Consider the following 14653-nt stretch of genomic DNA (forward strand, 5'->3'; position numbering starts at 1 on the left):
GCGAACGCCCAAACGGCTCACATGGTTACGCCTGATCATTCCTGCCGACCTGCTTAGTAGGCATCAGTTCACAGACTCACATCACCGCCAGAGGCTGATGACGGGGAGGCCGGCGACGGCGGTGGGTGGGCCGTAGATCGTGGGGTTGGACGGAGCGAGTTCCGTGGCCCGCATGCCTGATTGCAAGGAAGAACGTGGTCGCTCTCGGGTTGCCAGCGACGCGGCGGCGGCTTGATCGGCCCCGGTCGTGATCGGCTGAATCGGTGCGTTGGCGTCGATCGGACGCAGACGCGATGCGATCTCCGGACGGATGTTGGAGTTGGCTGCCAACGACTGGGCTTGGGTTGCCAACTGACCGACGGGCTCGTACTGGACGACTTGATCGTTCTGCATCCGCAGCGTTCGCTCCGGAATTTGAACCAGCTTGGTCTCCGGTTCCCACTTCACCCGAGTTTCCGTCTGGTGAAAGACTTCCGAGCGAGCTTCCCAGCGGGTTTCTGGCACGTGCCGGTAGGCCACGGTCGGTTGGCGGAAGGGGTTCCAACGGCCTTCCAAATGCGGGCGCAACATCATCGTGGTCACGGGCACGTAAGAAGTGCGAGCGACCGGCTTGGTCTCGGTGACAGCTTTGGGCGTGTAAACCGTTTGCTGGCGAGTCTTCATCTGAACTTCGCTGACAGGCCGCTGGATCTGCCGAATTTGCTTCCGGTACACAATCCCGGTCGCCGGGTCAGCGTGCAATTCGCCGCCGTCCTGAGCGGAGACCTCCGTTGCCAGGGACAGCGCTGCCCCCGCAACCAACACGCCAACAATGATCTGGTTCGTCCGATTGGATTTCCGCATGACAATCCTTCGTCTGCAGGTGGGATCGGGCATGGCAAGGCCGCCCCAAGAAAAGTAGTTTGCCGTGGTTAGAATTCGGTGGCACGCTCACCGCGTTTGAAGTCAAACTTTTGAATCCCTGAGAAGCCCTCTATGATCACCCCGGATATCTTGCCTATCTTGCGCTGCCCAGCAGACGGCGGTCAGCTCCTCTTGGCCGACGAGCCCCTCATTCAGAGGGTCAACCAAGCGATCGCCGAAGGCACCGCGCGTGATCAATTGGACGAGCGTGTGACCGATCCCATCGAAGGTGGGCTGGTCAATTCCCAAGCCGATCGGCTGTACCCCATCCGTGGCGGGATCCCGACACTGATCGTGGACGAAGCGATCGGATTGGCTGGGATTGCCGAGCGGGACTGATTGCCTGAACCGCAACCCAGTCGGAACCTGAGGGCTGAGACTGGCTGCAACTCGGCGGCGAATCAGTGCCAACCGCCGAAAGCTCAACAGCGAGTGGACAGGATGCCCTCCCTTGGACCGACGGCTCGCAGCCTCGGTCCATTCAAAAAAAAAGCGGAGCCACTGGGGCTCCGCTCGCTGAATCAGTCCATCGTGAATTCGGCGATCAGCCAGTGATTCGCTTGGCGAACAAAGGCCCACCGTACTGAGCCGCGTCGCCCAGCAATTCTTCGATGCGGAGCAATTGGTTGTACTTGGCCATGCGGTCGCTGCGGCTGGCCGATCCGGTTTTGATTTGACCGGTCGACATGGCAACGGCCAAGTCAGCGATGGTGGAATCTTCGGTTTCACCACTGCGGTGGCTGCTGATCGAGGTGTAACCGTTGCGATGAGCGAGTTGGATCGCGTCGATCGTTTCAGTCATCGTTCCGATTTGGTTGACCTTGATCAGGATGCTGTTGGCGATCCCTTCGTCGATGCCGCGTTGCAGACGCTCGACGTTGGTGACGAACAAGTCATCGCCGACCAATTGGACCTTGTCACCGATCTTGGTCGTCAGTTTCTTCCAGGTTTCCCAATCGTCTTCGTCGCATCCGTCTTCGATGCTGCAGATGGGATACTTGTCACACCAGCCGGCCAAGAAATCGACCATTTCATCGCCCGACATTTGGTTGCTGTCCAGCGAGTACTTGCCGGACGCCTTGTCGTAGAACTCGGTCGATGCCGAGTCCAAAGCGATCCAGACTTGTTCGCCAGCTTTGTAGCCCGCTTTGTCGATCGCGGTCATGATCACATCGAGAGCTTCTTGGTTGCTCTTCAGGTCGGGTGCAAACCCGCCTTCGTCGCCAACCGCGGTGCTGTACCCCTTGTCCGACAAAACCTTTTTCAGGTTGTGGAAGATTTCGGTTCCGCAACGCAGTGCATCGCTGAAGCGTTCGAAGCCCAATGGCATGACCATGAACTCTTGGATGTCGACGCCGTTGTCGGCGTGCTCACCACCGTTGATGATGTTCATCATCGGGGCGGGCAACATCCGAGCACCAGCACCACCGAGGTAGCGGAACAAAGGCTGGTTGGTCGAAGCCGCAGCAGCGTGAGCGACGGCCAGCGAAACGCCGAGGATCGCGTTGGCACCGAGTTCTTTTTTGTTGGGCGTGCCATCCAGTTCGATCATCGCTTGGTCAACCGCAGCTTGGTCGGTTGCGTCCATGCCTTCCAAGGCATCGGCGATTTTCGTGTTGACGTTTTTGACAGCGGTCGTGACGCCTTTGCCCATGAAGACGGACTTGTCGCCGTCTCGCAGTTCCCAGGCTTCGTGCATCCCGGTGCTGGCTCCGCTGGGCACGGCGGCGCGACCGGCGGCACCGTCCATCAACGTGACTTCGCATTCGACGGTTGGGTTGCCGCGGCTGTCCAAGATTTGCCGAGCGTGAATCGATTCGATCAGTGTCATGGGTTCACTATGGGATTGAGGGGGGGGGAACGGAATCCGGCTCAGAAGAGGGCCGCAAAATTTGAATTGGAAAAGGCGGACGTTGTCCGATCGGGCGGTATTCTGTCCAATGCCCTGGAAACTGACCACCCGGCACCGATTTCCTGGGTTGCCGCCAGGTTTCGAGTCGTTTTTTCCGCCATCTGCCTCCTGCACCTCATTTCGCTGTCATGTTCACCGGTCTTGTCGAATCCGTGGGTCAACTTTCTGCCGTCGTGGAACAACCACCCGGCAGACGCTTGGTGATCGCCGCCCCCTCCTTCCGAGACGAAGATCCGGCTCAGGATGTGAAGCTGGGCGACAGCATCGCGATCAACGGTTGCTGCCTGACCGTCATCGAGATCGACGGCAACGACTTGACCTTCGAAGCCGGTGAAGAAACCCTCTGCCGAACCAACCTGGGCGAGCTAACGGCCGGGTCCAAGGTCAACCTGGAACGGTCGCTGGCCGTGGGTGATCGGATGGGCGGCCACTACGTCACCGGCCACATCGACTGCGTCGGCCAATTGATCGAACGAGTCGACGACCCACCGTGGGCCAATCTGAAGTTCTCCGTCCCGCCTCCGTACGCACAACAGATCGTTTCGAAAGGCAGCATCGCGATCGACGGCATCAGTTTGACAGTCGTCGATGTGGGAGACGACCACTTCACGGTCGCCCTGATCCCTCACACGTTGGATGTCACCACCTTGGGAGGTCGCCAAGTCGGAGACCGCATCAATTTAGAAACCGACTTGTTGGCCAAGTACGTGCAACGAACATTGCAGTTCGGAAACGCCAACGACCAACCCAACGCCGGCACAGTCGCGTCCCCCCCCAACACACCCTGGAGCCCACAATCATGAGCGACGAATTCGATTCCAATCCTCCCGGCGCACCACCCCAACCTCCGGCGCGCTCGGGCAACGCGTCTCGCGGTTCACGCCAAACAGCGACGTATCTGTCCAAGCGTCTGACCGCCGCCGGGTTGCGCCCGGTGTCCAAGTACGGCCAGAACTTTTTGATCGACTTGAACTTGGTTGAACTGATCGCTCGATCGGCCAAGATCGGACCTCACGACATTGTGCTGGAAATTGGCACGGGCGTCGGATCGCTGACCTCGATCATGGCAACTCAGGCCGGCGCGATCTTGACCGTTGAAATCGACCAAAACCTGTTCCAGCTTGCGTCCGAGGAACTTGCTCCGTTCCCGCACGTGAAGATGATCCAAGGCGACGCGCTCAAGAACAAAAGCACGTTCCGGGATGACATCATGGAATCGATTCGCGAAGCCAAGTCACGTCTGCCCGAAGACAGCAAATTCATGTTGGTGGCGAACTTGCCCTACAACGTCGCGACACCGATCGTCAGCAATCTGCTGCACCAAGACCCACCACCAGATCGGATCGTGGTCACGATCCAAAAGGAGCTGGGCGAACGGATGGTCGCTGGCCCAGGATCCAAGGACTACGGTGCGCTCAGCATTTGGATCCAAGCCACGTGCCACGCCGAGATCGTTCGCATCCTTCCCCCCACCGTCTTTTGGCCGCGTCCCAAAGTGGACTCAGCGATCGTGCGACTCGACGTGGATCACGAACGCCGCAACGCGATTCCGGATTTGAAGTACTTTCACCAAACCGTCCGGGCGTTGTTCTTTCACCGTCGCAAATTTTTGCGAAGCGTTGTGATCAGCGCCATGAAAGGTCGCCTTGAAAAACCGGCCATCGACGAGATCCTTGGTCGCCTGAAGCATGGCGAAACCGCTCGCGCTGAAGAGCTGAACCTGGAACAGATCTCTGAATTGGTGGAGGCTCTCCGGCAAGCAGAATTAGCCAATGAATCGACTTAGGAACGGTCAACCGTTCAGCGTTGCCGGGCGTGGACGAAGGGAGCTTGCCAACTGGGGGCGAGCGATGCGTCGTCGATGTTCACGCCCGCTTCCGGGCGACCGTCATGATTGACGAGCGGATGGTCGACCAACTGACTCAATGATTCTCGCGGGATGAAGCGAACCCGGCCGTCTTCGTACAAGACGTTGATGCCACGTCCCCCATGACTGATCACCCCATCCTGTGATGTTGAAGCAAGACGGGGCCAGCCTTCGTCATCGACCACACGATCGACGACCTTCATGACCGCGGCATCACTCATCACGGCGAACGAGGACCGTCCCTGGAATCGTGGTGAAGCGAACTCCTCACCATCCCGAACCCCAAGCGTGTAGGCATAGTGGCCACCGGCGGTTTGCTGCAACCACTGCAATCGAGCGATCGCACGTTGCCACGCGACCTGTTCTTCCAACGTCGTCGCACCTGACACCGCGAAACGGCTCAGTTCATCCGCCGCATCGTCCAGCATCCGAAGCGTTACCAGGGTGGGCTCTTCGCCAACTTCCTGGGAAACGAACTCTTGCTCGGACGAACGCAAGCCACCCGCGATCCAAAAGTCCGAGGAGCGGATTGACGGGCAATGAGTCGACCGCGGATCCATCATCAATCCCGCCGCATGAAGCCGCGGGGCGTAGACCCCAGCGAAGGCCTGGTAACCATTCGAATCAACCGATGGCAAACGTGCTTCGGCATTGCGGGTGACGTACTGCGTCATCGCCATGCCCAGGTGTCGCAAGTTGTCCTGGCATGCTTGCTTGCGAGCCATGAAGCGGCCTTCCACCATCGATGGCAGCGCGATCGCCAACAAGATGCAGGCTGCCGTGAACGAACCCACCCAATCACGCCAAGTCCACGAGACCGCGTCCGAGCCCTCCAGAACCGGAGACATTTTTGGTATCTGCGGGGCGGACACTTGAGAACCTGGCGACACGTCGGCCGGTCCAGATTCCATCCCCGGCATTGGCGGGAGGGGCGGCAAAGCATCCAGCGTTCGAGCGACCAAGTCCGTCGACGGTGGCTCGACGATCTCACAATCGTCGTGAAGCGGCCCCAGTTTGCGTTCCAAATCGGCCAGCATTTCTCTGGCCTCGGGGCTTTCCCGCAGCAGCTTTTCGACCCGCTGCATTTCGTCCGCCTCAAGCGCACCAAGCAGATATCCGAGAAGATCTTCTTGCATCACAAAGGACGTTGCGTAAGCGGAAAACGAGCACAAAAAAGGTCCCGACAAAGAGTGTTACGCCTGAACCTGGGCGAGTGTTCGAAGCGCGGCAGTTCAGCCTGGTCGGTCAGGCCTGTCGCGGCTTTCAAGCCGTGATTCCCAGCGGATGTCCGCCGCATTCAGTCAGACGAACGGGGCGTTCCCCTGGTTCGTCCGGGCACGCAGGTCGGGGCAGAAAAAAAGCGACACCGAAGCGTCGCTCTCGTCCATCATGTCAGCCCACAGGCTGGCTCAATCACGCCCTGCCGATCAGATCCCTGATTGTTCGTTGGCATCCTGCTCGCCGTCGTGGCTGTCGTCCCACAAGCCGCTCAAACGATTGACTGCGGCGTGCAAACGACTCTTCACGGTTCCAACTGGGATCCCCAGGATTTCCGCTGCTTCGCGGTATTTCAGGCCCTGGTAATACACCAATTCAACCACCTGTTGCATCGGTTCGCCGAGCGATTCGACTGCGTCATGCACCCAGCGACCATTTTCTTCTTTGGACGCTGCGGCCAACGGATCCGTGATAGCACCTTCCAGCTTTTCGGACCAACTGCCGCCACGGTCATCGTCTTGACCGCTGGCAGGACGATCCAAACTGACCATCCGGTGACGCTTGTTGCGACGCTGCACATCAATCGCTTGATTGGTTGCGATCGCGTACAGCCAAGGTCGGAAACGACGGGTCAGGTCAAACTGATTGCACTTCAGGTGAACCTGCAAAAAGGTGCCTTGAAAAGCGTCTTCCGCCATTTCGGCGTTGCCGATGTACCGACGCAGATACGCGTAGATCTCGCGTTCATAACGCCGCATCAAGGTTTCGTAGATCTCGCGACGACCGCTGGTGCGATATTTCGCCACCAATTGCTCGTCGGTTTGCTCAGCCACGGGTTCGCTGGTGAAAACGGTTCCCGAATCCACTTTCGAATCAGCGACCGCTGCGGAAGTTGAAAAGTTCATAGGGGATCGATCACAAAGGAGTTATGAGTAGCACTCAGTCTACTTACAAATGCGTCTCGTCAGGGGATGAACCGCCAAAACGAACGCACATTCACAGAGACGAGCGTTGAAAGGAAGGATCCGCAAAGTGGCTTCAACAGCCCTTACAGGCAATCAATGGAAACCTCGACGACATGCGTATTATCGCGGTTTCGCAGGAAATGTCAAAGTCATCTTCGCGTTGAATTCACATCCTGCCTCGTTGGCAGGGAGCGAATCCATGTCTCCCTAGGGGCAATTCGTGTTCCAGACCGTTTGAAATCGTTGGGCGGGTCACTCGGGTTGGTCCGATTGTTCCGGAATTACCGAATGTTTGCTGGAAGTTGTGCCGATAACTCCGCCTGGAACGGTTTGTTCGTTCGAGGTTGAACTCCCTTTTCGCGGTGTTGCCCCCAATTTGGCGGCAAGCTTCCCCGGAAACGCGTTCAGGCTCGGTTCACGGCGGAACGGTCCACAACGGCGGGGTCGCCGGGTGCAACATCCTTTGGAGCATCTCAGCGATCCAACAGCCACAGGACATTTATGGCTGGGTGTTCTCGCGTGAGCGAGGCCCCCGGGGGGATTTTGGGGTCTTTGTGACCGCGGAGACGATTGCAATGCGAAGAATTGTCAGGCAACGAAACGAGCAACCCATGATGGCCCAGACCCCCGATCCCCAAATCAAACCCGGACCCAACCAAAGAACCGGACTGCGTGTGACCCTTGAGGACAATGGGATGACGAAATCATTCAACGAAAGCGTGTCGGTGAAACTTCGCAAGCTTCGTGACTTAGTCTGTGGAGGCTTGATCGCCGCCGCAGTTGCCACGCCAGTCGCTGCAGCTCCACCCACTGCGGGTGATGCCATGGACTACGAGGCGAGTGGCTTCATGCTACCGCCCGGCGTTCAGCCAGCAGGGATGGTCGACGGCATGCCAGCCATGTCGATGCCACCGGGCTCCATGCCCGGCGCTCAATCCATTGCCACCACCTTGCCATCGGCTCCGCTGATGATGCCAGGCGGATTCGGCTCCGCTGGCTACGCTCCTGCGGGTTACCCACAAGCTGGCTACGCACCTGCTGGCGTGATGCCCGTCGGGTATCAAGGCGGTGGCTTCCTCGGTGGCGGGTACGCCGCCGGCTGTGACACGATGGACTGCGGCTGCGGCAATTCCGGTTGCACCAGCGGTCAATGCGGCAGCAACTTCCAAGGTCTGTTGCCCGCCGTGATGGGCGATTGCTGTGGATCCTGCGGCGGTGGCGGATGCGGTGCTTGCGGTGGATTGGGCTCCTGCCTGACCAACGGGGCACTCGGCCAGGGCGGCCTGCTCGGCAGCCTCAACGAGTGCGGCCCCGGCAGCACTGACTTCGGCATCTTGGCTGCCCACATCGGCGGCGGTTTGGCTGGTCTGGCAGAAGCCATGCGACCTTACTCGGAAGCGGGCAAATCAGCCCAACGCTGGTATGACGTTTCGGTGGAAGGATTGTTCCTGACACAGGAACTCGATGGCTTCGCTGATGGTCGCGTGCTGACCAATGCAGGAACCACCGGCACGCCCAACGTTGCCGACAATCCGGTTCTGACGCAAAGCGACCTGGGTGACGATGACCTGGAAGCCGGTGCTCGCATCTCGTTCGCTCTGATCTTCGGTGCTGGCTCGAACGTCGAGTTCACCTTCATGGGCGGTCAAGAATGGGGTGGTGCCGCCTCGGCCTCTGACCCCGGCGGAAACCTGACTTCGATTTATTCCGGTTTTGGCACCACCCCTGTCGGTGGATACGCCAACCTGTCGAACTTCCAATCGATCAGTTACCAAGCGGAATTCGACAGCTACGAAATCAACTATCGTCGTCGCACCGTCGGCCCATACGGACGATTCCAAGGCTCTTGGTTGCTCGGCCTCCGGCACGTGGTGTTCGACAACCAATATGCTTTCAATGGCTCGCAAACGTCCAGCACAATTGCTGACTTCCAGCAAAGCTTCGACCTTGAGAACCGCTACTTTGGTCCTCAGGCCGGTGTCGACCTCTGGTGGAACGCTCGCCCTGGCATCCAGTTGGGTGCCGAAGTCAAAGGAGCTTGGGTTCAGAACGACTTCGGCCAAACGGCGTCGATCGGAACGACTCCTGGTGGGTTGAACACGTTTTCATCCGGCGGCCAGGACGGTGCCTTCATCTTGGATTTCCAAGCCACAGGTGTCTACCGATTCTCACACTCGTTGTCGCTGCGTGGCTCGTACCACTTGTTGACCATCGACGATGTGTACGCGGCTCCACTGGACAACAGCTTCATCGACGATTTCGCAACCAACGGGGCCGGTGTCTCGGCACCGAGCACATCGGAAACGTCGCTGACTCTGAACGGTTTCGCAGCCGGTCTTGAATACATGTGGTGATTGAATTGGCGGACAACCGCCGACGATTCATCATCTAAAAAATCTCGCACAGGGGATCGGCCATCGGGTCGGTCCCCTGTTTGCGTTGCCCAGTTTCCCTGGGAACGCTAATCTTGCGTCATGGATGCCATCACAAAAGATTTGACCGTCGCGCAAGCCGAAGCGGTCCAGCACATCGACGGACCTCTGCTCATCATCGCCGGTCCCGGCAGCGGTAAAACTCGCGTCGTCACCCACCGCATTGCGCACATGCTGCAAAGCGGAATCCGTCCGTGGCAGATCGCGGCGTTGACGTTCACCAACAAAGCCGCCGATGAGATGCGATCGCGAGTCAATCTGCTCGCCCCCGACCAACCCGTTTGGATGGGCACGTTTCACCGGTTCTGCGCTCAGCAACTTCGGCGTTACGCACCGATGGTGGGGTTGGCCGAGAACTACTCGATCTACGATTCTTCGGATTCGAAATCCGCGATGAAGCGGGCCATCACGGCGGCCGGTGTGTCGACCAGCCACACCTCGCCCGAGCAAATTTCTTCGGCCATTTCCAACGCCAAGAACCGCCTGATCACTCCCGAAATCATGGCTCAACAAACCGGCCGCGCCGGCGACACCGTCGCAGCGAAGGTCTACCCGGTTTACCAACAACAATTGCTGACCGCCAACGCGGTCGACTTCGATGACCTGCTCTTTCACTTCGCTCGGTTGCTGCGGGAAAACCCCGAGGTCCGATCGAACCTGGACGAGAAGCTCAAGTACATCATGGTCGACGAGTACCAAGACACGAACTTGGCTCAGTACGCAATTGTCCGCGCGCTGTCCGTGGATCATCCGAACTTGGCCGTCACCGGTGACCCCGACCAATCGGTGTATGGCTGGCGTGGCGCCGACCTCAACAACATCCTGGATTTTGAAAAGGATTATCCGAGCGTCAAAACGGTTCGCTTGGAACAAAACTACCGCAGCACGCCGGAGATTCTGCGTGTCGCCGATCAACTGATTCGGCACAACCGCCGTCGCAAACAGAAGAAACTGTTCACCGACAACCCGACCGGTGAAGCGGTCACACTGCGACAGTACGAGGACGGTTACAAAGAAGCCGACGGGATCGCCGATGAAATCGCCAACCAAATGATCGCGGGCAATGCCGAACCGCGAGATTTTGCGATCATGTGCCGGATGAACGCACTGACGCGATCCATCGAACACGCCCTGCGAAATCGCGGCATCCCGTACCAGATCGTCAACGGGCTGGAGTTCTACCAACGCAAAGAGATCAAGGATCTGCTGGCGTATTTGCACCTGATCAACAACCCTCGCCACGACGTGGCTCTGCATCGCGTGATCAACACACCGACGCGAGGCATCGGTGCCAAGACGCTCGAACGAATCCAACGCTTTGCCGATGAGCACCGCATCCCGATGCTGGAAGCGACTCGGCGAGTCGACGAAATTGATTCGCTCTCCAAACGCGCCAAAACGCTGGTGACGTCGTTCGTCCGTCTCTACGATCGACTGTCCGTCAAAGCCACCGCGACGCTGGAGGATCTGCTGCGGTTCCTGATCGAAGAGATCAAATTCGTTGCTTACCTGGAACGGACAACGCCAGAACAACAGGACAACAACCCGATCGCCAACGTCGACGAATTCATCTCCGCCGCCGTTGAATTTGATCAGATGCACCCGGAAGACGGATCGCTGGAAGCGTTCTTGGAACAAGTCGCATTGGTCTCGGACACCGACGCGTTCGAAGATTCCAACAACCGTGTGACCCTGATGACCATGCACGCCGCCAAAGGCCTGGAATTCCCTCGCGTGTTCATCATCGCAGTCGAGGACAACCTGCTGCCGCACCGCCGCAGCAAAGAAGACGAGACCCAACTCGAAGAGGAACGTCGCCTGCTGTTCGTGGGCGTGACGCGAGCCGAACAATGGCTGCAGATCAGCTATGCGAAGCTGCGAAGTTTTCGGGGCGAAAACCAACCGGCGATCCCCAGCATGTTCCTGGGCGAACTGCCTCGCGATGAAATGCAGGTGGTCGAAGTCAAAGGCAGCCGCAACTTCTTTGACGACGCCTACGACGATGAATACCCCGACTCATGGGACCTGGTTCAAGAACCCGCTGCGGTCACCGACACCGGCCCCGCGGGACAAACGGAAGTCGCCGATGGACCTCGCATCATCCCGATGACAGATCAATCCGCGATCCCGGACGTGTATCACGACGACGCCCCGCCAACCAAGAAGAAAAAGCCCAAGGTTTCAATCCAAGCCGAACTGAAAACGGCCAGCGATCTACTGCAATCCGGGGCAACACCCTTGGGTGCGTACCGCGAAGGCAGCACGGTTCGCCACAACGAATATGGCGAGGGAACGATCATCGCCCTGACAGGCAAAGGCCCCAAACGAACCGCCAAAATCAAGTTCGAAGAAACCGAAGAAACCTTTCGTCTGGCATTTGCCAAGATCGAATTGCTGGAGCGCTGATTCACCCCATCAGGCCAAGGATTCGCGACGTTTCCAGGCCGAGCATCGACCTTGGATTTGGCGGATCCCACTGCCCCGCAGACATTGTCAAGCTGTTGCCGCTCCTCTCTTCCTTTCCAATCCAACGTTGTGAACTCATGCGACTCAGCCTCTTCTTTTGCACGGCATTCCTGCCGGCGATGGTCCTGTCCGCCCAAGCCCGTGCGGACGAACCCGCGGACACCAACCTGTCCTCCCAACTGAAGGAAATGGAGGTCAATGCGACGAAGCGATACCCAGCGCAAGTCCTGAAGACCTTTCAAAATGCGGTGGGCCAAGTCCGTGCGACCGGGATCGAAGAATCCGCCAAGCAAGTCGGCGACGACGCCATCGACGCGACCCTTCACGGCTGGGACGAAAACGAAGTCACACTCAGCGACGAGTGGTCCGAAACCCCGGTCATCTTGATGTGGTACCGCGGCGGATGGTGCCCGTACTGCAACCTGCAATTGCGAGCCATGCAGGAACAACTCTCGGCCATCGAAGGTGCCGGTGCGAAGCTGATCGTGCTGACACCTGAGATCCCAGAGAAGTCCAAAGAAACGGCCGAGTCCAATGACTTGGAAATGCTCGTTTTGTACGATCAGAAAAGTGAAGTCGCCAAGAAATACGGCATCGTGTTCGATCTGCCCGATTCGATCCTCCCGGTCTACCGCGACAAGTTTCAGCTTGCCGAACGCAACGACAACCAAGCCATGGAACTGCCCTTGGCTGCGACCTACGTGATCGACACCAACGGCAAGATCACCTACGCATTCGTGGACGCCGACTACAAAAAACGAGCCGAACCCGCCGACGTGATCGCTGCGGTGAAAAAACTTCAGTAGCCGATCGCCAGTCGTACAAAAAACAACGCACCGGTGACTGGATCACCGGTGCGTTGTTTGTTGTCGTGTTCAAGTGAGCGGCTTGGCTCGCGTCTCAGCTCAGACGCTCAAATCGGTCAGCTGCTTGACTTCGTCTGCCGTGAACGGCTGTTGCAACCGGGCTCCCATTTGGGCCACCACTCGAGCGGCGGCGTGCGAGGCCAAGTGCCCGGACTGACGCCAATCCAAACCATTGGTGATGCCGTACAAAATGCCGCCGGCGTACATGTCGCCCGCACCGGTCGTGTCGATCGCCTTGACCTTCACTCCTTCGACGGGAATCGCTTCGCCACCGTGCATCAGAATCGAACCGTTGGGTCCCAGCGTCATGGCAACGTTCTCAGCCGACTCGTGAATCTTGTTTGCACACGCAATCGGATCCGCCAATCCAGTGAGGCTCTTGGCTTCTTCTTCGTTGCAGAAGAACAAATCGACTGGGCCGCGAATCAGGTCCCACATCTCGTCTTTCATCATGTTGACGAGGAACGGGTCCGAGGCGGTGAAGGCAACTTTGACATTGTTCTTTTTCGCGAATTCGATCGCTTTGTAAGCGGCCGCTTTGGTTTGCTCGCCGGTGAACAAGTAGCCTTCGATGTAGATGTATTTGCTCGCTGCGATCACGTCTTCGTCAATGTCCGCTTCGGACAGTGAGGTCGAGGCGGCCAAGTTCGTCAGCATCGTGCGTTGAGCGTCTTCGGTGATCAGCACGGCACAGGTTCCGGTCGGTGCCTCGGGCTGAGGATCCACGTCAATGGTGACACCGAGGGCACGCAAGTCTTTCAAAAAGAACTGCCCGGTTTCGTCGTCGCCGATCTTCCCAACAAAGGCGGCCTTGCCACCGAAGTCCGCGACGGCGGCGATCGTGTTGGCGGCTGAACCACCCGCACAACGAGAGAGTGACGGCAGGTCAAATCGGCTCAGCACGCTCGCTTGTTTCTGGTCGTCGACCAGCGTCATGATGCCTTTGTCGAGTTGCAGTTCCGACAGCAGGTCATCGGCAACCATCGTCTGAATGTCAACGAGAGCGTTGCCAACGGCGTAAACATCGTGCGTCATCAAATTCAACCAGGGTGAGAGAAACAGACTCGTCCATGCCCGCGAATCGGCCTTGATCAGGGCGACTTCAGATCCGGCGGGCGGGCCCGCAGTGTACCCGCGTGCGACGACTCCGCCAGCCAGCTAGGATCGACTGCTGTGCTCTCAGGGGGTGAACATCGACGACAACCCGGCATCGAATTGGCCCCGCGTCAGCACGGTCGGCACGCCCGCTTCTCGAGCCCCCTTCAACCGCGCGACTTGAACGTGCGGCCCATAGGCCACCACGCGAGCCTCGGGACACACGCGTGAAACCGTCGGCATCAATTCTGCGACGACTCCGTTGCGAGTCGACAGGTCGACGATCACCCACCCCACGTCCTCGTTGGCTTCTTCGGGCAACCGTCCTGCCAGCGAAAACGTCATCCCGGCCGTTTCACAGGCCGCGCGGACACGCGAGGCAAAAATCAAATCGCCGGAGAGGAACAATACAGTTGATTTCATGATGGCTTCCGGTCGATAAACGAGGTGTCAGGATCAAGAAAGAATGAGCGAGAACGCAACCAAAGACAAGCCGAGCGAACCCAAGCCTCCGACATCGTCGATGTATCAGGAGAAGGTTCTGAAGATCCGCACCACCGTCAACGTCACGCTGGCGGAGAAGAAGGAATCGCTTCGCAAGATTCTATCGCTGGTCCCCGGCTCGATGCTGACCTTCGACGTGCACTGCGATCGGCCGCTGGAACTGCGTGCGGGTGGGCACCCCATCGCCATCGGTGAAACAGTCAAAATTGGCGACAAGTTCGGCTTGCGGATCCGAGAGATTGGCGTCCCCCAAGAGGATTGACCAGCCCCGATCCAGGTCGGCAAGAATGATCGGGCACAACCATGTGAGCCGTTTGGGCGTTAGCCTGGGCTGTCAAAAGGTTGGTATTGACACCGCTTTGGACTGCGCAGGTTTCGTTCCTCGACTTCGCCCCAACGGGGCAGCCCTATGCCAGCCCAGGGCA

At 58.5% G+C, this 14653-nt stretch carries 13 protein-coding genes; 7 read left to right on the forward strand and 6 right to left on the reverse strand.

Going from position 1 to position 14653, the window contains the following annotated elements; genetic code table 11:
• Positions 1 to 81: 81 nt before the first annotated feature.
• Positions 82 to 843 (reverse strand): hypothetical protein, encoded by a 762-nt coding sequence (locus PSR62_RS24355; protein ID WP_274405554.1) that lies wholly within the window; start codon positions 841 to 843, stop codon positions 82 to 84.
• Positions 844 to 975: 132 nt separating this feature from the next.
• Between PSR62_RS24355 and PSR62_RS24360 the strand changes: the two genes are divergently transcribed.
• On the forward strand, positions 976 to 1242 hold the full coding sequence (locus PSR62_RS24360; protein ID WP_274405555.1) for a Trm112 family protein: 267 nt from the start codon (positions 976 to 978) through the stop codon (positions 1240 to 1242).
• A gap of 205 nt (positions 1243 to 1447) precedes the next feature.
• On the opposite strand, the gene eno is transcribed toward PSR62_RS24360, so the two are convergent.
• Positions 1448 to 2734, reverse strand: a complete 1287-nt coding sequence (eno, locus tag PSR62_RS24365) for a phosphopyruvate hydratase (protein WP_274405556.1) — start codon at positions 2732 to 2734, stop codon at positions 1448 to 1450.
• 209 nt (positions 2735 to 2943) lie between these two features.
• On the opposite strand from eno, the gene PSR62_RS24370 reads away from it, so the two are divergent.
• Positions 2944 to 3618, forward strand: coding sequence for a riboflavin synthase (locus PSR62_RS24370; protein WP_274405557.1), 675 nt, complete (start codon positions 2944 to 2946; stop codon positions 3616 to 3618).
• Positions 3615 to 4601 carry a 16S rRNA (adenine(1518)-N(6)/adenine(1519)-N(6))-dimethyltransferase RsmA gene (gene rsmA / locus PSR62_RS24375; protein ID WP_274405558.1) on the forward strand — a complete coding sequence of 329 codons (987 nt, stop codon included), beginning with the start codon at positions 3615 to 3617 and terminating at the stop codon, positions 4599 to 4601. The genes PSR62_RS24370 and rsmA overlap by 4 nt, the downstream gene beginning before the upstream one ends.
• Before the next feature lie 14 nt (positions 4602 to 4615).
• Here rsmA and PSR62_RS24380 read toward each other — a convergent pair whose 3' ends face one another.
• Positions 4616 to 5818 (reverse strand): hypothetical protein, encoded by a 1203-nt coding sequence (locus PSR62_RS24380; RefSeq protein ID WP_274405560.1) that lies wholly within the window; start codon positions 5816 to 5818, stop codon positions 4616 to 4618.
• 291 nt (positions 5819 to 6109) lie between these two features.
• Positions 6110 to 6805, reverse strand: coding sequence for an RNA polymerase sigma factor (locus PSR62_RS24385; protein ID WP_274405561.1), 696 nt, complete (start codon positions 6803 to 6805; stop codon positions 6110 to 6112).
• Between the two features lie 671 nt (positions 6806 to 7476).
• On the opposite strand from PSR62_RS24385, the gene PSR62_RS24390 reads away from it, so the two are divergent.
• The 3 genes from PSR62_RS24390 (at position 7477) to PSR62_RS24400 (ending at position 12569) form a co-directional block, all read left to right on the forward strand.
• Complete coding sequence (locus PSR62_RS24390; protein WP_274405562.1) at positions 7477 to 9219, forward strand: hypothetical protein; 1743 nt, start codon at positions 7477 to 7479, stop codon at positions 9217 to 9219.
• A gap of 120 nt (positions 9220 to 9339) precedes the next feature.
• Positions 9340 to 11703, forward strand: a complete 2364-nt coding sequence (locus PSR62_RS24395) for an ATP-dependent helicase (protein WP_274405563.1) — start codon at positions 9340 to 9342, stop codon at positions 11701 to 11703.
• A gap of 137 nt (positions 11704 to 11840) precedes the next feature.
• A complete protein-coding gene (locus tag PSR62_RS24400) occupies positions 11841 to 12569 on the forward strand; it encodes a peroxiredoxin-like family protein (protein ID WP_443217326.1) in 729 nt (242 codons plus the stop codon).
• Between the two features lie 99 nt (positions 12570 to 12668).
• Here PSR62_RS24400 and PSR62_RS24405 read toward each other — a convergent pair whose 3' ends face one another.
• Positions 12669 to 13664 (reverse strand): adenosine kinase, encoded by a 996-nt coding sequence (locus tag PSR62_RS24405; RefSeq protein ID WP_274405564.1) that lies wholly within the window; start codon positions 13662 to 13664, stop codon positions 12669 to 12671.
• 144 nt (positions 13665 to 13808) lie between these two features.
• Positions 13809 to 14147, reverse strand: coding sequence for a histidine kinase (locus PSR62_RS24410; protein WP_274405565.1), 339 nt, complete (start codon positions 14145 to 14147; stop codon positions 13809 to 13811).
• A 43-nt stretch (positions 14148 to 14190) separates the two neighbouring features.
• Between PSR62_RS24410 and PSR62_RS24415 the strand changes: the two genes are divergently transcribed.
• Positions 14191 to 14490 carry a FliM/FliN family flagellar motor C-terminal domain-containing protein gene (locus tag PSR62_RS24415; RefSeq protein ID WP_274405566.1) on the forward strand — a complete coding sequence of 100 codons (300 nt, stop codon included), beginning with the start codon at positions 14191 to 14193 and terminating at the stop codon, positions 14488 to 14490.
• The last annotated feature ends 163 nt before the right edge of the window (positions 14491 to 14653 follow it).

This window comes from Rhodopirellula sp. P2 (assembly GCF_028768465.1).
Lineage (GTDB): Bacteria > Planctomycetota > Planctomycetia > Pirellulales > Pirellulaceae > Rhodopirellula.

Coding starts and splice junctions, on each gene's coding strand:
- PSR62_RS24355 (WP_274405554.1), bottom strand. CDS start 843: ATGCGGAAATCCAATCGGACGAACCAGATCATTGTTGGCGTGTTGGTT.
- PSR62_RS24360 (WP_274405555.1), top strand. CDS start 976: ATGATCACCCCGGATATCTTGCCTATCTTGCGCTGCCCAGCAGACGGC.
- eno (WP_274405556.1), bottom strand. CDS start 2,734: ATGACACTGATCGAATCGATTCACGCTCGGCAAATCTTGGACAGCCGC.
- PSR62_RS24370 (WP_274405557.1), top strand. CDS start 2,944: ATGTTCACCGGTCTTGTCGAATCCGTGGGTCAACTTTCTGCCGTCGTG.
- rsmA (WP_274405558.1), top strand. CDS start 3,615: ATGAGCGACGAATTCGATTCCAATCCTCCCGGCGCACCACCCCAACCT.
- PSR62_RS24380 (WP_274405560.1), bottom strand. CDS start 5,818: ATGCAAGAAGATCTTCTCGGATATCTGCTTGGTGCGCTTGAGGCGGAC.
- PSR62_RS24385 (WP_274405561.1), bottom strand. CDS start 6,805: ATGAACTTTTCAACTTCCGCAGCGGTCGCTGATTCGAAAGTGGATTCG.
- PSR62_RS24390 (WP_274405562.1), top strand. CDS start 7,477: ATGATGGCCCAGACCCCCGATCCCCAAATCAAACCCGGACCCAACCAA.
- PSR62_RS24395 (WP_274405563.1), top strand. CDS start 9,340: ATGGATGCCATCACAAAAGATTTGACCGTCGCGCAAGCCGAAGCGGTC.
- PSR62_RS24400 (WP_443217326.1), top strand. CDS start 11,841: ATGCGACTCAGCCTCTTCTTTTGCACGGCATTCCTGCCGGCGATGGTC.
- PSR62_RS24405 (WP_274405564.1), bottom strand. CDS start 13,664: ATGACGCACGATGTTTACGCCGTTGGCAACGCTCTCGTTGACATTCAG.
- PSR62_RS24410 (WP_274405565.1), bottom strand. CDS start 14,147: ATGAAATCAACTGTATTGTTCCTCTCCGGCGATTTGATTTTTGCCTCG.
- PSR62_RS24415 (WP_274405566.1), top strand. CDS start 14,191: ATGAGCGAGAACGCAACCAAAGACAAGCCGAGCGAACCCAAGCCTCCG.